The organism is Acetobacterium wieringae (assembly GCF_026646375.1).
Taxonomy (GTDB): domain Bacteria; phylum Bacillota; class Clostridia; order Eubacteriales; family Eubacteriaceae; genus Acetobacterium; species Acetobacterium wieringae_A.
In genome coordinates this window covers 39,378-57,203 of record NZ_JAIPPU010000013.1, presented here as the reverse complement: position 1 = coordinate 57,203, position 17,826 = coordinate 39,378, and the positions used below count along the sequence as shown (strand labels likewise).

The following is a 17,826-nucleotide window of genomic DNA, read 5'->3' as shown; positions in this document are numbered from 1 at the left end:
CTTAGCAGCCTCCTTTTTTTGATTCCATAATTTCGGTTAAGCCTTGGACTCTGGTTTCATACTGCGCTTCCGAGAAATTTCGCGGATCGGCCTGATCGCCATCAAAGGCAACATGAGGAATATCACATTCTTCTGAGATCTGTCGACTCATTTCAGCCATGAAACCGCTCCATAATTTGCATGAGCGATTGGTGTGGACCAATAAGCCTTCAACATGATTGTCTTTGATCAGTTTTACCCGTTTGTCCCGGGCATGTTCCAGGTTCATGGCATTTGGTACATTACAATAGGCTTTAACCATGCCGTCAAAATCGTCATAGATGAAACCAAACGCATCGGCATAAATGGTTGTTACCATGTTGATGCCACGGCTTTTTAAGCCCGTTGAGGTTGCCCGCAGATATGGCCAACAAGCGATTCCTTCGAACATAATCCGATGTTTTTCTTCGGCTCGGAAGGTACTGTTGCCGGTTTCAACATTTTCCAGGTATTCTTTGTGAAGAACTTCCATCGCTTCGGCGGCTTCTTTTTTACCCCGGGCAGTAACCATAACGGCCATGTGGTTTAAAAGATCAAAACCATTGAAAGGTGAAGGTGTATGTTTGGCTTCAGATGTTGCTGCCAGCCAAGCCCGGCTGGTCCGGCCAGAATATTCCATCACTTCTTTGAATTTTTCTTCAGTCCATTTTTTACCTGTCAATTCTTCGAGTTGTTTAATGGCTTCCATAAATTGCGCCTTGACATATGCCACCTGAGCATCAGAAACTTCATAATCCGGGTTAAAGGGAATGTCGATGATGATCATTGGAATATTGAGGTCTTTCGCCAGGTTTTCATACCATTTGATCATGCAGTTACAGATATTGTTGCAGCATAGCAGGAAGTCTGGTTCCGGCATGTTTTGTTCTGGCGTATCTTTTATTTTGGCATAGGCCAAATTGATTCTGGCATAGGCACAGATATCATTGGAATAACCATCATCTTCACTGATGTTACATAAACGTTCGCCGCCACCACGAGCAGCGATTCCGGCTGCCTGGTTTTCGGGATAACAGACCGCCAACCCTAAGGTCTCAGGGATTTCCACGGGAAAATTGGATGAACACCAGCCGACCATTTCACCACGATCTTTGGCTGCTTGAGCATCTACGTAGGCATCGGTCGCAATTTTCCCTAATTTAAACTTGGCCGAATTAGGATCTGGCGGACTTTTTTTCTTTACTTCATTACTCATTTAAAACACCTCTCTTTTTTACTTGTTCATAGGCGCTGATCGCAGCCCCTAACGCACCCATCATCTGTGATGCTTCTGACCACTTGATGGGAACCTTCAATTCTTTTTCCAATGCTTGTCTGACGCCACCGTTTTGGGCGACGCCGCCACTCATAAAAACTTCTTCTTTGATGCCAACCCGCTTGGCCAACCCGGCAACCCGGCTTGCCACCGAATTACAAATACCAGCGATGACGTTTTCCACCGTTTCCCCTGTTGCCAGCTGTGAAATAACCTCAGACTCGGCAAAAACAGTGCAGGTACTGGAAATTTTAGCCGGTTTTTCGGCTAATTCCGCCCTTTTTTCCAATTCATTGATGGGCATCTGGAGAATGTTTGCCATGACATCCAGAAACCGTCCGGTTCCGGCTGCACATTTATCATTCATCATGAAGTTTTCCATGACCCCTTTGTCGTTGATCCGCAATACCTTGGCATCCTGGCCACCGATATCAATGATCGTGCGGACCTGAGGATTTTTAAACAGCACCCCTTTAGCATGACAGCTCAGCTCACTTAACTCGCCGTGAGCCGGATCAAAATTGCGGCGTCCGTAGCCAGTCGCCATCACAAAGTCGATATCAACCCCAGTCAATTGCGCTTTTTTGAGAACCGTTTCCATGATTTTTTCAGCGCCAACTGTTCCAATCCCGGCAACCAGAAGCTCCATTCCGATAATGTGCTTACCATCTTCAAGCAGAACGCATTTCGAAGTGGTTGAACCGATATCAATTCCCAGTGTTCGAATTATTGTATTTCACCCTTTCCTCTCATTGATTCAATCTCCTCAGCGGTAAAGCCGATGCTACTCAAGATTTCATCAGTATTGCCACCATAAGTTGGGCCTTTTTTATAATCTGGCAAACCGGCGTTTTCAAACATAACTGGTGTTCTGGTCATTGCTTTAGGACCGGATGGATAATCCAGCTTGGCAAAAATATCGCTCTCCCAGGCTTGTGGATCTTCGACTACCTGATCCCAGGTTTGACAGATTTCAAAGCAAAGATCAGCTTCATCAAACATTTTTGTGCACTCTTCCAAAGTTTTTTCTTTGATCGCCGCAAAAATGATCCGGTTCAGTTCCTGCGGGTTTTGAGATACGTGAGCCAAGGTATCAAAACGTTCATCTTTAGCCAGTTCCGGTTGACCGATGACTTCGCTGAATTTTCCGATGGTGCGGTTATAGTCAGGCAGCGCCAATTGAACCCAAACTTCATCTTTCGTGATAAAAGTCGACTGTAAAGGATTTAGCATGTCTTCACGACTAATCGGATACTTGTTGCCATACTGAGCTGAATGAATCATGATCGCTAAACCGTAAACTGCCGCATGGTATAAGCTGACGGTTACTTTTTCGCCTTTGCCTGTTTTCATTGCATGAATATAGGCTGCCAGCAAACCGTTTCCTAAATACATCCCACAGGCATGGTCCCCAAAACCAGGAACAATATTGACTGGCGAAGTGCCTTTTTCATACAAGGTTCCACTGTATCCGCCACGGGCTGCAAATGCGGTAAAGTCAAATCCTGGTTTGTCTTTCAATGGGCCCTTGGCGCCATAACCGAGTACCTGTCCAAAAACCAATTCCGGTTTTTTCTTGGAAAGGGTTTCATAATCAATGCCAAGTTTGACCAGTGCCTGCGTTCTCAGATTGGTAACGAAAATATCGGCTTCATCGAGAAGCTTCATGAAAATCTCCATCCCTTTTGCACTTTTAAGATTCAATGCGATGCCCTGTTTGTTGGCGTTTTCAAAATCGAAAGCCAGACTTTCGTCTTGATCCAAAGGCATTTTATTCCCTGGTCCAACATAGCGGATGGGATCTCCTCCGATGGATTCAATTTTAATAACCTGAGCACCCCAATCGGCCATTGCCCGTGTTGCTGCCGGAGCGGCAATGAACGTAGCCAGTTCCAAGACCTTTACACCTTCTAATAGTTTAAGTGACATAATCTTCTCCTTGTATCGTATTCTTGTCTTCTTGTATACTTGTTTACTTGTTGACAAGTTAAATTTGAAATCATTCTAGCATACTTTTAATCTTATGTAAACATTTAATTTGCAAATATTCGAACAATATTCTAAAACTACATTCTATCAATGTAAACGTTGTTATAAAATGCTCGTGCCCATCCAAATGCATATCTCCTGAATCGCATAAACATCAAAATGTGATTGCAAATAGTACTAATAAATATTATAATTAATGTTTAAAAAGGTTCACTATTTACTATTCGATGATCAAATCTGAAGGAGGACAACTTAATGCATCTTGTCAATCGAAATTTTTTAACAACTGAAGAAGTCTACCAGGATTTATTTCATAAAATTGAAACCCTTGTTTATATGCCTGGTGTCCGCATCAGCGAAAATGATCTCTGCGAGACCTATGGCGTCTCCCGACATATTATCCGTAATGCCATTACCCAACTGAAAGCTCTGGATTTAATTACCGTTTATCCCCAACGGGGTACCTACGTCAGTTTAATTGACATGAAACTGGTGGAAGACATTCTCTATGTTCGGGAAGCCGTGGAGCAGGAAGCCTTGTATCGGATTATGAATCTTTCGGATACTACTGAACTGATCAGCCAATTGGAAGAAAACCTCGCTACGCAAAAAAAAATCAGCAGCCATGAAATAACGGTTGCTGATTTTAATACGGCCGATACTGCCTTTCATCGTAATCTGATGAACGCTGTTGGAAAAGGCAATGTTCTGGATCTTCTTAAAGAGGAATATGTTCATGTTAAACGCTGGAAGAACTTCGAACTGCGTGATGAAAAACGGTATGCACAGATTATCCGTGATCACCAAGCCATTCTTGATGCAATCAAAATGCGAAGTCTCACAACCGGCCGAAATGCGCTTCATCAACACCTGGATACGGTCACGAATTTACGAGATGTTTTCACCACCGTAAATCCGGAGTATTTTGTTGGCACTGAACCGACACATTAAAAAAGTGACCCTATAATCTCAGGGGTCACTTTTTTTGCTGAAAATTTTCTCAGTTTATGATGATCTGTTTTTCGATTCGATGGCTGTCATCACTTGAATCATCCCTTTCTCGGCATTGTCGATAACAATACTTATTTCTTCCCGGGTAATCCCATCGAGATGGAATCCGGCTACAACCGTACAAATACAAGAAAAGGTTTGCGAAACTTTTTTAGCCAGTGGGATCGCCAGAGCATCGTCCTTATGTGACCGAGGGGTATAGCTGCTCAGCTGACCATCATCGCCAATGGCCGTGCAGCCAATATGGGCATCACCGCCGGTGAGCAAAATCAGCCAGTCTTTACCAACTGGGATAATCTCATACTGTAGCGCCGTTTTTCCGCTGCCCTGGGTCAGTATGATGCGATTATTCATGGCCATCCTCATGACCCCAGCGGGTAAACAGATTGTGGGGAATCTTTAATAGATCAAAGACCTTGCCGACACTCTGGTTAATCACATCATCAATCGATTGGGGTTTGTGATAAAAGCCCGGCATCGGCGGCAGAATAATCCCACCTGCCTCGGTTACGGCGGTCATATTGCGCAGGTGAATCAGGGTCAGCGGGGTTTCCCGAACCATCAGAATCAGTGGTTTGCGTTCCTTCAATGCCACATCACCGATCCGAACGATCAGGTTATCGCTAAAGCCATTGGCAATGCCGGCCAGGGTCTTCATGCTGCAGGGCGCAATCACGGTGGCATCAACGCCATAAGAACCACTGGACACGGCCGCCGCCATATCCCGGCTATCGTAGATACAATCGGCCAGTGACAGCACGTAATCTTCAGAATAGCTGGTTTCCAGGCCAATGGTTTTGGCTCCCCATTCACTGAGGATCAGCGAGACATGGTGCTCGGTCTGTTTTAACGTCTCCAGCAACCGGATACCATAAACAACCCCGGATGCCCCGGTAATGCCTACCGCAATTTTCATGAGTGTTTTCTCCGTTTTTCTGTTTTTTTATAATCAATGCCCGTTTCATTAATGATGACCCCGTAAACTATTTCAGCAGTTTCTTTAGAAATAATATCGTCCAGTACATCGTCATAGACTTTTTGCGGTGATCGCTTGTGCGGATCTCCCCAGCCGCCGCCACTGCTGGTGTTTAGATAAATCCGATCACCCTTCACCGCATGACGGGGCGCTTCCTTACTTTCCATACTGATTTCTTCTCCGGAATGTACAAAAACGCTACGGTTTTTACTACCCGGATGCCCCCCCCGAAGTCCGTAGGGGGCAAATTTAATGCCATCGCCAAAATTGACTACATCACCGGTTTCAGCGGTGATCTCAAAGGCGTATTTCATCCCGGAGCCTCCCGGGTATTCACCGGCCCCGGCGGTATCATTATCCATCTCATGATGCAGGGTCAAATGAGGGTACTGAACCTCGTTGGACTCGATATTGGGAGCCTTGACCCCGCCGAAGTTGGATAAGGTTGCCATATAGGGTTTTCCGTCGTGGCCAGCCATCGCTCCGCCGCTGCCCAGTGAACAAAATGAAAAGCCAACATAATAACGACCATTACGGGGATCAACGCCATAAAAGGATGGTCCCAGATAACGATGGTAACCGGCCGACACCCGGCCCGACTGTGCTTGATCCAAGGCTTTAAAAATCACACCGATGATTTCGCTGGCCGGGGTCAGCGTACACAGTGTCATTGGTGCCGGAAGCCGAGGATTGACCAACGAACCCTCGGGCAGATTGACTTCAATGCAGTCGAAGGCACCGCTATTTCGGGGAATATCTTTACCCAGAAACCACAAGGCAGCAATCCCGGCAGCACAGGTAGCCGTCACTACTGATGTATTGATAAAACCTTTGACCTGGGCATCGGTGCCGGTAAAATCGACCAGCATCCGGTCCCCAGTGATGGACACCGTCACGGCGATTTTGACCGGTTCGGTTTGAAACCCGTCATCATCAATGTAATCCACCGCTGTATAGGTGCCGTCTGGTATTTCTGCAATCCGTTGACGGGTCAGGGTTTGGGTCTGAAGCAACGACTCGCTCACCGCTTTCTTGACGGTAGCCACCGAATAGGTGCCTAACATCTCTTTGATTCGACGGGCGGCCAGACGGTTGGAACCGATCTGGGCCAGAAAATCGCTGGTGAGCATCTCCGGATTTCGGGTATTCAAGCGGATCAGCTCCAGCACGTCGGTAATCATTTCGTTGTTTTTCATCAGTCGGGTCGGTGGAATCCGTAGCCCTTCCTGAAAGATCTCCGTCGCCTTGGGATTATAACTCCCGGCAGTAGAGCCGCCGATGTCGCCGTGATGGGCCCGGCTGACACAGAAGAACAACAGCTCGTCCTGATAAAATACCGGGGTAATAATGCCAATATCCGGCAGATGATTGCCGCCGTCATAGGGATCGTTGATGATAAACACATCACCGTCTTCGATGGCTCCGCCGTATTTTTTAAGCACCGCTTTAACGCTAAATGATCCCGCCGTGGCCAGAATCGGAATGCCGCTAAGTTGAGAGACCAGGTCGCCAGCCGCATCACAGATACAGCATGCGAAATCACAAGCTTCGGCAAAAATTGGGGAATGGGCCGAGCGCTCCAGGACGATGCCCATTTCGCTGGTGATGCTATCGAGCCGGTTCATAATCACCGTCCGGTTAATGATATCGTCAGTTCGTAGGTTCATCGGTCGCCTCCTTTCTAAGTGCAAAGATGCCCTCATCCTCACAAATACAATAAAAACCGTACGGAACGATCAACGTCGTATAGGCAAAATCAATTAGGGCCGGACCTTTAATTGGTTCTTTTAAATCGCCAGCCTGATAAACGGGAACGGCAATCTCACCCTGACAATTAAAGACCTCACCAGCAACGATTTTATTTGTCACCCTGCTGATAGCTTTTGAAGATGGGAATAAAATATTCTCCTGATCGCGTTCTGAACAGGCCAGGTGTAAATCAATAATCTCCCATTCCTTGTCTTCGGCATATTCATAAATAGCCTCATGGGTTTTATAGAAGGCTTGCTCTACATCCGTCATACTTCCGGGACTAAATTCACCCAGCGTCCAGGGTACGGATATCTCGTGGTGCTGACTGACATAGCGCATTTCCAGCATCAAATCAAAACACTGGCGGCTTTTTTCTACCCCTAAACGCTCCAACTGCGCCGCCCCTTCGGCTTTCATGGCTGCAACCATGGTGTTTAATCGCTTAGCATCCCAACATCTTTTTTCCATTAAAATGCTCTGGTTGATGTCGTAACGGCAGGCCGCGCCCAGCATGCCCCAGGAACAAAAGACTGGCCCTTGTACCGGAATTAGGGCTTCCGGCATCTGCAGGGATTCCATAATCCGGGCCGCAAACAAACCAAAGGCACCACCGGCACTGATTAAGCTGTAAATTCGGGGATCATTCCCTTTCTGGGTCGTCACCAGCCGCATGGCATCAGCCATCATTTCGGCGGTGATGCTGTAGATTATCCGGGCGGCATCCTGCACTGAAAGATTTAAGGGATCGGCCACCTTTGCTTTAATCGCTTTAGCGGCCTGATCCAGCGACAGCGGCAGCTTGCCACCGAGGAAATTGTCGCCGTTGATCAACCCCAGCACGAGCAGGGCATCGGTAACGGTGGGGTTCTCACCGCCCTGGTTATAACTGGCCGGTCCGGGAATGGAACCGGCCGAATCCGGGCCGATCAACACCCGGCCGCCAGCTTCCACATGAGCGATACTGCCACCGCCAGCGCCGATGGAGCGGATATCGATCATCGGAATGCTCAACGGGTAGCCATCCAGTTCAGTTTGCGGCACCAATTGATTGACCCCGCCACTAACGACATGGAGGTCAAAGCTGGTTCCACCCATGTCGGCCAATACGGTATGGGTACGGCCCAGGGCCTTACCCAGAGCCTCATTGCCGACAGCCCCACCAGCCGGACCGGATAACAGCGTTTTAACCCCAAAATTCTCCAGGGCCCCCGAATCGCTAAGACCGCCGCTGTTTTTCATAATATGAATCGGCTGATCCCAGCCAAAGATCGCCAGTTCTTTTTTAACATTCTTCAGGTAATCGGCCAGCACCGGGGTGCAATAGGCATTGATCACTGTGGTGGTGGTGCGCTCATATTCCCGGATTCGGGGTGAGACTTCTGCAGATAGCGATACAAAGACTTCGGGCAGTTCCTCCCGAATAATTTCAGCAGTCCGCTTTTCGTGTTCCGGATTAAGAAATGAAAACAGATAGCAAACGGCAATCGCCTTGACCTCCGCTTCCCGACACTTTTGACAGGCAGCTCGAACAGCGGCTTCGTTAAGCGGTTTGATAATCTGACCCTGATAGTCCATCCGTTGTTCGATACCCAGTCGCAGCCGCCGGGGTACCAGCACCATCGGGTTTTCAATGGCCAGATCCCACTGGTTGGCCAGCTGCGCCCGGCGAATTTCCAGGGCATCGCGAAATCCCGCCGTCGTAAACAGGGCCGTCTTCACCCCTTTTTTCTCCAGCAGGGCGTTGAGAGCCAGGGTCGTCCCCAACGAAATTTTTTCAGTCTGGGCTAATAGTTTTTCCAGATCGGTTCCCCAAACCATCGCCAGTTCTTTAAGTCCGGCCAGAATGCCCTGAGCCGGATGATCATGATTGGTGGGGTTTTTCAGGGCAATCCGTTGCTCGGCCTGATCCCCAAAACAGCCCACCGACGTGTAATCGGTAAAGGTACCACCGGTGTCAATCGCAATTTTTATCATCTTTGACCTTCTTCTATTTGACGTATTTCAACAATCGTTTGACGTCTTCAATGACATTTTCATCAATATCTATTTTGGGTGAGTAACCGCTAAGCGGTTTAGTGGCATCGATGCCCATTTTGGCCGTCAGGCCATCGTCACCGGTGGAGGGATCCAGAGTTTCACCCATCATATTCGGGAAGATCATCACGCCCTTGTCGGCTTGTAGCCGGGTGGCCATCGCCCACAGCACTTCCTGCTCGTTGAAGACATCGACATCCTCATCGACGACAATCACCATTTTGATGTGATGATCCATGCCCAAGGCGGTTAACATAACCTGTTGCGCCTGACCTTCGGCGGTTTTCTTCATCGATACATAGCAGTGGAAAATCCCACAGGAAGATAGTGGTGAATGAACGGCCTTGATGTTGGGCAGATTCTGTTTTAAGAATTTGGTGATATCCCCTTCCCGCTGGATTGAGACAATCGTAATGTGTTCACTGCTCATCGCTGGGGTCAGATCGTGGAAAATCGGTTTTTCCCGGTAGCGGATGGCATTGACCTGAAAGACATTTTCAGTACTGCGGAAGCAGGCGTAATTGGTGTATTCGGCAAAAGGGCCTTCCGGCTCCCGAACATTACAGAGGACTTCGCCTTCCAGCACAATTTCGGCATAGGTGGGCACATTCAGATCCATGGTGGCACAGGGGGATACTTCCAGTGCCTCTCCGAATAATCCGCCAATGGCACCGTATTTTCCCAGATGATAGGGAACCGAAGCTTGCGAGCCCAAGGCAATATTGGGATGGACGCCGATACAGATGGCGGCTTTCATGTTCTCGCCCCGTTCCTCACTCTTTCTGAAAAATTCCCACATCCGCTGACGGGAGTGGAACGAAATCCCCAGTTTATTTTTGCCCTTCAGTTGTAGCCGGTGAAAACCCAGTGTTTCACAGCCGGTTTCGGGATCTTTGGCGACGGTCACACCCGAGGTAATGTAAGGACCGGCATCTATGGGAAAGTGAGTAATAATCGGCAGTTTGGTTAAATCCACCGCATCGCCGGTCAGCACATGGGCATTGCAGGGCGGGTTTTCAACCACCTTAACGTCATCAAAGCGATTTTTGATCCGCTCAGCAAACTCAAAGGAGAGGTCTTCGGTTTTAACGCCCATCGCTTTGGCAAAGCGGCCCTTGGTCCCGAGAATGTTGGTCACCACCGGAATATCGCCGCCCTCCACCTGATCAAACCACATCACCGGATATTTCCGTTGTTTTTCCAGCTCCATCATCAAGGTGCTGATTTCATATTCCCGCTTAACGGGTTCTGTTACATGGCAGATTTCCCCATCCTTTTCCAATTGTTCTAAAAATACCCGTAAATCCTGACTCATTTTCGCTTTCTCCTTAATTGTGATCACATTAACTACTTATAAAACTACAAATTGCTTTGGCACCTGTTTTCTAAAACAGATACCAAAGCACTTGATTTTTCTTTATCATATTTTGATTTTATGGATTATTTTACCATTCCTGATTTTAATAATGCATCATAAACTTTCTTTTCTGCCAATGTTGCCAATGGCCAGGTTACACCAATGGTTATCAGGCTGGATACCGCCGCAACACCCACTGGCAGACCAAGAATGAAAACCAGACCCACTCCCACAATGGCGTTTCCTAAAACACAAACGCCACCCTGAGCCAGAATGTGATGCGACCATTTGGTCATGTCACATTTTACCGCCACGAAGGATACCCAGATGGACGCAATGCCATTGGCAAAGATAAAGGTTGGCCAAAGCGGCGTATACATGATTGAAATCAAGGCTTCTACTTCGGCGGCAATCAGTCCGCCGGGTTGTCTATAAAGCAGGGTTAAGATACCTGTAAAGAATGCCCAAACGGTTCCATTAATCAGTAACATTCCCATTTTTCCCCAGGGCAGCATGTTATCGATCTGGCCGGTAATCTGGCAGGCAATCACAAAGACAATCCCCATGACGACGGCACCAATTAAAGATTTGGTGTCCGTTTTAAAAATACTTTTTTTTCCAATTGCTTGTTCGTTTTGCATGTTATGCTCCTTTTTTTATAAATTATTTTTTATCTACGCAGTTTTAACTGTTATAAAATGGTTTTAATCAAGACTCCGCCAAACCCGATCATCAGGCAGACGATGGTCATGCCTTCCAGTGGATGGAGATTGATTTTTTTCTGAAAATTCCGGGTTGCATGGCGGCCGTAGCCTCTGAGTTCCACCGATAGCGCCGCATCACTGGATATCCGCATGGCCCGATACATCAGCGGTAAAATTGAGGCCGGCAGGTTGCGGATTTTCTCTAACACGGTATCATTGGGTACCCCCCGAGCCGACTGGCTGTCACAAATGGCTTGATATTCCCCAATCATCACTGGAAAAAACCGGGCGACCATCGGCACCAGCATCGCATAGCGATAGGGAATCCGCCAGTGAATCAGCATCTGAGCCATATCCATGGGATCGGTATGAACCCCAAACTGATAGGCCGAAAATGAGATGATGCCTATTCTTAAAAAAGCCAGTATGGAGGTGGTGATAAAACCGCTGTAAATCTGAAATATCCCCCAGGAATAAAGCAGTTCGCCTTCACGTCCAAAGATCAGATTGATAATCAATACCTGGGTGCCGATAATCAGCAACACAATTGACAGCATTTTAAAAGCTTTTAGTGATTTCTCCGAGAGCAGTTCAGAAATCAGGATCACCCCCAGCAGAATGCCATTGAGAAGCATACTGCGCGACACCAGGGCGGTCAACACCAGAAACAGACACCAGGTCAGTTTAAGCCGCGGATCCAGTTCTTTTAGTTTAAACATTTAAAAATCACCTCCTTCGATGAGTTCCAATCGAGCCAATTCGTTCAGATAATTGTCTATTTTTTCGGCTTTAAATTCCATAGCTAATTGATGATTGTGCATCACCACAATCCGATTGGCAAAATCTCTGGCTTCAGTCAAATCATGGGTTACCAGCAAAATGGTGACCCCCTGACTGCTAAGATGGGCCAGTTTTTCCATGACCACTTGACTCTGGGCACTGTTTAGGCCGGAGGTCGGTTCATCGGCAATAATCAGCTCGGGATCATTAATGACCACCGACCCCAAGGCCAATAGTTGCCGTTGTCCCCGGCTTAGCCGCTGAGGATGGATTTCGTCCAATCCTTTAAGGCCGATCAGAGCCAAGGTTTCTTGAATCTTTTCTTCGATTTGCTGCGCACTGAGGTTCTTATTTTTTAAAACATAGCTGATTTCATCGCGTACCGAGCTGCAAAAGATCTGATCATCGGGGTTCTGAAACAGAAAACCGATCCGGCGCCGCAGTTCGCCCACATTTTTCTTGGTCACCAGAGTTCCAAATAGCTCCACCGAGCCCGAGGTTGGTTTGACCAATCCTTCAATGAGCTTGAGCATGGTGGATTTACCGGAACCGTTCTGGCCGATGACCGCCGTGAAATCGCCTTTTTTCAGACTAAAATTTAGCGGCTGACAGCCGATTATCCCACCTTTGTAGGTATGCGATGCACCGCTTAACTTAATCACGTCGAACCGCTCATCCACTTGGATCGGTTTCGCCCGGCGATTGGTTTTCCAACAGCCATATTTTTTCTGATATTCACCAACCGGCAGAAAATCTTTGACCGTCCCAGCTTCCATCACAAGCACCCGATGGGCATCTTTTAAAACCGCACCGCATTTATCCATAACGACCAGGGTGGTCACCTTTTTCTCCCGGTTCAACTGCCCCAGGTGCCGATAGAGTTCCGAACTGGTTTTGGGATCCAGTTCGGCCGTGGGTTGGTCCAGTAGTAGGATCGGGGTTTTCATTGCCAGAATACTCCCCAGCACGACCTTCTGGGCTTGTCCGCCGGAAAGGGCATCGGTGGTCCGATCTGAAAATGCCCGGATTCCGAGAAAATCCATGACCGCATTAACCCGATACTCAATTTCATCCTGACTCAAATTAAGATTCGCAACCCCAAACGCCAGTTCATCGCCAACCCGACGATTGACCATCTGGTTTTGCGGCTCCTGCATCATATAGCCCAGATAGTCGGTCATTTGGCAGAGCGGTATCTTTGACACATCCTGATTCGCTACCGTCACCGTTCCATCCAGTTCACAGGGATAAAACTTTGGCGCCGCCGATGTAATCGCATGAAGCAATAACGATTTACCCGATGCCGCACCTCCGGTAATGGCAATGAATTCGCCCTCATTGATATTCAGTTTGATGTTTTTAAGCGCTGGTTCCGGTTCGTCGGGAAATGTCAGCGCTGTAATATCCAATTGGATGATCGGTTTCATGGGATGGCCTCGTGATTGAATTTTTTAAAATGACGGCTTTTAGTATAAAGCCAAATACTCCGGTCTTTGCTACACACGAAATTACTGCCATTTGGTATAAGGCCATGCACTCCGGTCTTCGCTGCGCTGCGACCTTCGTCGCGGGCTACGCCCTATGCCGAATTGAAAGAATTAAATATTTTTAAGCAAGCTTAACACTATTTAATTCTTTCAATCCAACGCACGGCTTTATGCTTTCACGCAAAATAAAAAGTTTCGACTATCCCAGGGTAATCCTAAGGATAGCCGAAACTTTACCGTCGTTTCATACTATATCAATTCATGGCAGGTCTCCTGACTCTGGTTTATCTGTTTTTGCGCCTTCCCGTTTCCAGTGGCATCTGCAAAAACAAAACCATTACAGTGATGGGTTCGTTCAGGATTTTCACCTGATTCCCTATTCTCCTTTGTAAGGCACCATGTATTGGATCTATTTAGCTTTCTAAATCATAATGCAATCCTATTTCTTTGTCAAGACTTTAATCTATTTTTCTTTTGGATTCGTCATGATCATTGTTCAAACTGGTAAAATCAATCGTGCCCGTTCTTAAAAAGCGGCGTTGTGTCTCGCTTAATGAACAATTGTCTAATTTATCTGATCATCATTGGCGCTCTGTTCTTATTTTTCTTTATTTCCACTTATCGTTGATAAATTCCAGTAATGCTGCTCTGTTGCAAAATATGTCCGTTCATCGCTTCAAGTAGCTGCTTTTTTCGGGCACTGCTGTCAAGCTCCAAAAAACAATCAAGTACATAAAATTGAAATAAGTAACGATGACTGTTCCTGACGAAAACCGGCTGTTTCGGCCCCCGATAACGGTTACGGCCATATCCGCATCCCTGTTTTGCGTCACCCAGCACAGGCACAATCGAACCATAGGGTATGTTTTCAGAAATCGTTTCTGATTTGGGAATATTCCAGATCAACCAATGATTATAGGCCTCAATTAAAGGAATATCCAGATCATCCATAATAATCGCTATTGATACCGCTTCGGGAGCCAAATTTTTTAATTCAAAAGGGGGTGAACTATCCTCCCCAAATCCAGTATGCCGTTTAGGCATCAGACCATTATTTTCAAACGAATGACTGATGACTTCAAGTTTTTTCCGATTCTCCATAACGATTCCTTTCTTTGTGTTAAATCACCATACCGATACAGTTTTACTGATCCAGACAGTGTTGTTTGTCGCTTGCGCAAGTTTTTTGTGGTAACCTTTTTAAAAAAGCTGCATACCCAAGGCTAATAAGAATCAGCACGACACTTACCACTGTATCTTGTTCAAAAGTTGATTGTCCTGAAAAAACACTAAATGCATTTAGCGCCCCATGAGTAAAAATACCTGGGAGCAAGCTGCCAGTTTTGATAAAAAGAATGGTAAACAGATACCCGATGGCAATGGCATAACCAATCTGTAGAAAGGTTTGCCAATATTCAGCGCCATTTAACAAATTAACGCTGTGTCCAATTCCAAACGTGACGCTCGATATAATTATGGCCAGCTTTGCTCTTTTTTCTAAAATAGCTTTAAATAAAAAACCGCGAAAGATCACTTCCTCAATAAACCCAACAAAAAGCATCGTGACAAATACCAGAATCGTTTCAAGTGGCGGATATCGGATCGTTACTCCACCCCATAAATTGACGCTGGCAATGATAATCAGCGGAATAAAAAACAGATATCTTTTAAGATCACCCCCTGCAACTTTACACAGGCCATAGTATGATTGCAATTCATTTCGTCGAATCCACCTAAACAACAGAAATGAAATAGCTCCCCCCAATACCGCTGAGAAACAAGATCGGATATCTACCGAATCGGATAGGGAATCAGCTAGGCTAAACAGAACTACATAGATGGCAATCCACACCAACGCAAATAGTAACGGATTCTTTCTAAATATGCTTGTCATTTTTCTTCTCTTCCTCTGCTTTCAAAGTTAGTACGGCCCCCTTGAAGCCCGCCTTTAACAAATTCAGAACATGCGCTTCATCAAAGGTCATTTGATTATTAGCCAACAAGCTTGCAATACCATGAACCATAAAAAAGATCTGCTCGAACAACGCCTCGGCTTGAACGGGCGACAGTTTAATGACCTGGGATAAAATCTCTAATACGGGTCGAAGTTCTTCGTCCCGAATAATTTCGAGCAGTTCTTTATCAGCAAACTTATCAGACTGAAAAAGAAATTTAAAAACTGCTTTTTCCATTACAGCAAATCTTATGTAGCGTATCCCAATTTCCAATAGTGGATTGCCCTCATCGTAACGGATATCCATGATAAACGCTGTATGGTAATCATCTGCTTTTTGATAAATACTATTTTTCAACTCATTCATTCCTGAAAAATAATACATAATTGGCTGAGTTGAGCAGTTCAGCTTTTCAGCAATTTTCCTGGCATTAACCATCTCGATTCCGTCAGTTTTTAATAATTCAAATGCGGCATCAATGATCATGTCTTTTGTAATTCTTGCTTTTGGTGGCATGGTTAAGCCTCTTCCTTATTGCGATATTTATAATGTAACAGTAGTAATATAACAATTGTTATATTACTACTGTTACATTCGTTTGTCAACAGATTTTATTTAGTTCGGATTTTCATTTAGTTTGGATTTTCGAATCCGAAATCACCGGAAATTTGATTCATCAGAGCATCACATTCAATTTATATTTTAAGGGAACCTCTATGGTAATTAATACGATTGCGAAAAAAATTTAAATTATAGCTACCCCGCCGACGGATCTCTGAGAATTAACTTTTTCTGAACAATCAAACTCTTTTCACACCAGGTATAAGTTTTTTCTATGCAAAAAATGGTTATGGATCTATAATAAGGTATCGAACCGATGTTTACTCGTATTGAAATCGAAGATAGGAAGGACTACCATGACAAAACAAAACACTACTGTCGATCCCTTTTTAACCGGCTACGATCCCCATACCCATGGCGGCCAGTTTCTGGAAAACCTTGCGACCGCCAACTGGTTATCCGAGGCTTTATTCACCGCTCTGGAATTGAATTTCTTTGAAATCTTAAACGCTTTCGGTGATGATGGCGCCAGTATCCCCGCGCTTTCAGAAAAGCTGGAAACTGATAATGCGGCCTTGTCGTCCTTTCTGCTATTGCTGGAAAGCCTGGGGCTGCTTTTCTGCTATCAGAACAAATACAGCAACACCATCATAACCAGACGCTACTTGCTGTCATCCAGTCCGGATTATTTGGGTGATGCCATCAAATTCCGAAAATTACAATCACAACAATGGCATCAGCTGAAAACCTCGTTGCTAAAAAACAAACTAACTAAACGCAATCAAGAACCGGAGTCTTTATCCCCTGAGCAAATAAACCAACTGAAAAAAAAGGCAATCCACGAATTAACCCACATGAAAGCCCTTGAATGCGTCAAATTTTTTTCTGAATTATCCGGGGAAATTTTAATCGGTGGTCCCGGAGCCCAGACAATGGCGAACTGTTTTCTTGATGCCTTTCCAACACTGGATATCACCATCCTGATCGATGATAATCCTTTCCAAACTAATCCGACCACTTTAAACGACCCTAAAACACCAGCATTCAACACCTGCTCCACTGACGAACTGGGCACCACGGCAGCAAAAAATCAGCCTATTTATTCACTGATCTTATTCACCGGTCTATTTATCAACAACGATTATCAATCTATTATGGATCAATTACTTACCTGTCTGCCGATGCTTAAACCTCAAGGCACCCTGATGCTCCATGATGCCTTTGATGAACATGCAACGCTGATGGCCAGACTGTCTGGCGTCAATCGGCTAATCCACTTCGGCGGCCAGATCTGTTCCGGAAAAGAAATCATCCGCAGCTTGACGGCCACCGGCCTTAACACAACGCCACTGATCCCGCTGGAAACGGATACTGCCGTTATATTTGCCGGAACATCAACTGACTTTATCGATCGTCTATCGCTTACTCCACTGCAGCGCTTAAAGCATCCGATTCTTGCCATTGGCTTTGATGAGGTGATGGCAATCGCTCCCGATTCCGTCGTCATGACCGAGTTTGCAAAAAATAAATGCGCCTTTGGCTGTTCATCCGCCAACCTCAAACATTGTCAGGCCAATGAGATCCCATTAGCCGAAACGAAACGGCTCCTCGCCACCTACAGCAAGGCTTTTCTGATTAAGGGTATTCCGGGTACTGGTGAATTTCAGCGAAAGATGCTTGCAGCAGAGCGATTAGCGTTTACCGGTGGATACCACAAGGCCTTTGCCTTCTGGGCTGGCCCTTGTCATATCTGTTCATCCTGTGATCTGGAGGCCCCCTGTCTTAACACCAAGAATCGCCGTCCCTCCATGGAGGGTTCCGGCATCGATGTCTTTGAGACCGTCCGCAACAACGGCGAAACCCTGAAAACACTGGCTGCCAAAGATGAGTTTGTCAAATATTATGGCTTGTTACTGCTTGAGTAAA

General features: G+C 46.1%; 16 protein-coding genes and 1 riboswitch. Of the genes, 2 read left to right on the top strand and 14 right to left on the bottom strand.

The annotated features are described in order from the left end of the window. Nucleotide 1 precedes the first annotated feature (1 nt). From Q7P33_RS12465 to Q7P33_RS12455, 3 genes are read right to left on the bottom strand one after another with little or no spacing between them, the layout of a single operon-like run. A complete protein-coding gene (locus tag Q7P33_RS12465) occupies nt 2-1,234 on the bottom strand; it encodes a 2-hydroxyacyl-CoA dehydratase subunit D (RefSeq protein ID WP_303870751.1) in 1,233 nt (410 codons plus the stop codon). Further along, the gene (locus Q7P33_RS12460; RefSeq protein WP_303870851.1) at nt 1,227-2,021 is read right to left on the bottom strand and encodes an acyl-CoA dehydratase activase; all 795 of its coding nucleotides are present in this window, start codon (nt 2,019-2,021) and stop codon (nt 1,227-1,229) included. The genes Q7P33_RS12465 and Q7P33_RS12460 overlap by 8 nt, the downstream gene beginning before the upstream one ends. Next, nucleotides 2,021-3,223, bottom strand: a complete 1,203-nt coding sequence (locus Q7P33_RS12455; protein WP_303870750.1) for a CaiB/BaiF CoA-transferase family protein — start codon at nt 3,221-3,223, stop codon at nt 2,021-2,023. Before Q7P33_RS12455 ends, Q7P33_RS12460 begins: the two co-directional genes overlap by 1 nt. A gap of 315 nt (nt 3,224-3,538) precedes the next feature. Here Q7P33_RS12455 and Q7P33_RS12450 point away from each other — a divergent pair, with 315 nt between their 5' ends. Further along, complete coding sequence (locus Q7P33_RS12450) at nt 3,539-4,234, top strand: GntR family transcriptional regulator (RefSeq protein WP_303870748.1); 696 nt, start codon at nt 3,539-3,541, stop codon at nt 4,232-4,234. 54 nt (nt 4,235-4,288) lie between these two features. Here the strand turns inward: Q7P33_RS12450 and Q7P33_RS12445 are convergent, their stop codons facing one another. The 11 genes from Q7P33_RS12445 to Q7P33_RS12395 all read right to left on the bottom strand — a co-directional run bounded on the left by Q7P33_RS12445 (nt 4,289) and on the right by Q7P33_RS12395 (nt 15,855). Continuing rightward, a complete protein-coding gene (locus Q7P33_RS12445) occupies nt 4,289-4,648 on the bottom strand; it encodes a hypothetical protein (protein ID WP_303870746.1) in 360 nt (119 codons plus the stop codon). Next, nucleotides 4,641-5,210 carry a UbiX family flavin prenyltransferase gene (locus tag Q7P33_RS12440; RefSeq protein WP_303870744.1) on the bottom strand — a complete coding sequence of 190 codons (570 nt, stop codon included), beginning with the start codon at nt 5,208-5,210 and terminating at the stop codon, nt 4,641-4,643. Before Q7P33_RS12440 ends, Q7P33_RS12445 begins: the two co-directional genes overlap by 8 nt. Further along, nucleotides 5,207-6,937: a hydantoinase B/oxoprolinase family protein gene (locus Q7P33_RS12435; RefSeq protein ID WP_303870742.1), complete on the bottom strand. Its 1,731-nt coding sequence runs from the start codon at nt 6,935-6,937 to the stop codon at nt 5,207-5,209. The genes Q7P33_RS12440 and Q7P33_RS12435 overlap by 4 nt, the downstream gene beginning before the upstream one ends. Next, entirely contained in the window at nt 6,921-8,996 is a 2,076-nt protein-coding gene (locus tag Q7P33_RS12430) for a hydantoinase/oxoprolinase family protein (protein ID WP_303870741.1), read from the bottom strand. Before Q7P33_RS12430 ends, Q7P33_RS12435 begins: the two co-directional genes overlap by 17 nt. Before the next feature lie 13 nt (nt 8,997-9,009). After that, a complete protein-coding gene (locus Q7P33_RS12425; RefSeq protein WP_303870739.1) occupies nt 9,010-10,371 on the bottom strand; it encodes a UbiD family decarboxylase in 1,362 nt (453 codons plus the stop codon). Nucleotides 10,372-10,496: 125 nt separating this feature from the next. Then, nucleotides 10,497-11,054 (bottom strand): hypothetical protein, encoded by a 558-nt coding sequence (locus Q7P33_RS12420; protein ID WP_303870737.1) that lies wholly within the window; start codon nt 11,052-11,054, stop codon nt 10,497-10,499. Nucleotides 11,055-11,104: 50 nt separating this feature from the next. Then, on the bottom strand, nt 11,105-11,836 hold the full coding sequence (locus Q7P33_RS12415; protein WP_303870735.1) for an energy-coupling factor transporter transmembrane protein EcfT: 732 nt from the start codon (nt 11,834-11,836) through the stop codon (nt 11,105-11,107). Beyond that, entirely contained in the window at nt 11,837-13,324 is a 1,488-nt protein-coding gene (locus Q7P33_RS12410; RefSeq protein WP_303870734.1) for an ABC transporter ATP-binding protein, read from the bottom strand. It abuts the gene before it with no gap. A gap of 305 nt (nt 13,325-13,629) precedes the next feature. Further along, nucleotides 13,630-13,800, bottom strand: a riboswitch (cobalamin riboswitch). A gap of 202 nt (nt 13,801-14,002) precedes the next feature. Next, entirely contained in the window at nt 14,003-14,485 is a 483-nt protein-coding gene (locus Q7P33_RS12405) for a YbhB/YbcL family Raf kinase inhibitor-like protein (RefSeq protein ID WP_303870732.1), read from the bottom strand. 43 nt (nt 14,486-14,528) lie between these two features. Then, a complete protein-coding gene (locus Q7P33_RS12400; protein WP_303870730.1) occupies nt 14,529-15,278 on the bottom strand; it encodes a CPBP family intramembrane glutamic endopeptidase in 750 nt (249 codons plus the stop codon). Beyond that, nucleotides 15,262-15,855, bottom strand: a complete 594-nt coding sequence (locus Q7P33_RS12395) for a TetR/AcrR family transcriptional regulator (RefSeq protein WP_303870728.1) — start codon at nt 15,853-15,855, stop codon at nt 15,262-15,264. Before Q7P33_RS12395 ends, Q7P33_RS12400 begins: the two co-directional genes overlap by 17 nt. A 401-nt stretch (nt 15,856-16,256) precedes the next feature. Here Q7P33_RS12395 and Q7P33_RS12390 point away from each other — a divergent pair, with 401 nt between their 5' ends. Beyond that, the gene (locus tag Q7P33_RS12390) at nt 16,257-17,825 is read left to right on the top strand and encodes a DUF2284 domain-containing protein (RefSeq protein ID WP_303870727.1); all 1,569 of its coding nucleotides are present in this window, start codon (nt 16,257-16,259) and stop codon (nt 17,823-17,825) included. The last annotated feature ends 1 nt before the right edge of the window (nt 17,826 follow it).

Bases quoted from the DNA above. Each gene is read 5' to 3' on its own strand.
- Q7P33_RS12465 (WP_303870751.1), bottom strand. From the start codon at position 1,234: ATGAGTAATGAAGTAAAGAAAAAAAGTCCGCCAGATCCTAATTCGGCC.
- Q7P33_RS12455 (WP_303870750.1), bottom strand. From the start codon at position 3,223: ATGTCACTTAAACTATTAGAAGGTGTAAAGGTCTTGGAACTGGCTACG.
- Q7P33_RS12450 (WP_303870748.1), top strand. From the start codon at position 3,539: ATGCATCTTGTCAATCGAAATTTTTTAACAACTGAAGAAGTCTACCAG.
- Q7P33_RS12445 (WP_303870746.1), bottom strand. From the start codon at position 4,648: ATGAATAATCGCATCATACTGACCCAGGGCAGCGGAAAAACGGCGCTA.
- Q7P33_RS12440 (WP_303870744.1), bottom strand. From the start codon at position 5,210: ATGAAAATTGCGGTAGGCATTACCGGGGCATCCGGGGTTGTTTATGGT.
- Q7P33_RS12435 (WP_303870742.1), bottom strand. From the start codon at position 6,937: ATGAACCTACGAACTGACGATATCATTAACCGGACGGTGATTATGAAC.
- Q7P33_RS12430 (WP_303870741.1), bottom strand. From the start codon at position 8,996: ATGATAAAAATTGCGATTGACACCGGTGGTACCTTTACCGATTACACG.
- Q7P33_RS12425 (WP_303870739.1), bottom strand. From the start codon at position 10,371: ATGAGTCAGGATTTACGGGTATTTTTAGAACAATTGGAAAAGGATGGG.
- Q7P33_RS12420 (WP_303870737.1), bottom strand. From the start codon at position 11,054: ATGCAAAACGAACAAGCAATTGGAAAAAAAAGTATTTTTAAAACGGAC.
- Q7P33_RS12415 (WP_303870735.1), bottom strand. From the start codon at position 11,836: ATGTTTAAACTAAAAGAACTGGATCCGCGGCTTAAACTGACCTGGTGT.
- Q7P33_RS12410 (WP_303870734.1), bottom strand. From the start codon at position 13,324: ATGAAACCGATCATCCAATTGGATATTACAGCGCTGACATTTCCCGAC.
- Q7P33_RS12405 (WP_303870732.1), bottom strand. From the start codon at position 14,485: ATGGAGAATCGGAAAAAACTTGAAGTCATCAGTCATTCGTTTGAAAAT.
- Q7P33_RS12400 (WP_303870730.1), bottom strand. From the start codon at position 15,278: ATGACAAGCATATTTAGAAAGAATCCGTTACTATTTGCGTTGGTGTGG.
- Q7P33_RS12395 (WP_303870728.1), bottom strand. From the start codon at position 15,855: ATGCCACCAAAAGCAAGAATTACAAAAGACATGATCATTGATGCCGCA.
- Q7P33_RS12390 (WP_303870727.1), top strand. From the start codon at position 16,257: ATGACAAAACAAAACACTACTGTCGATCCCTTTTTAACCGGCTACGAT.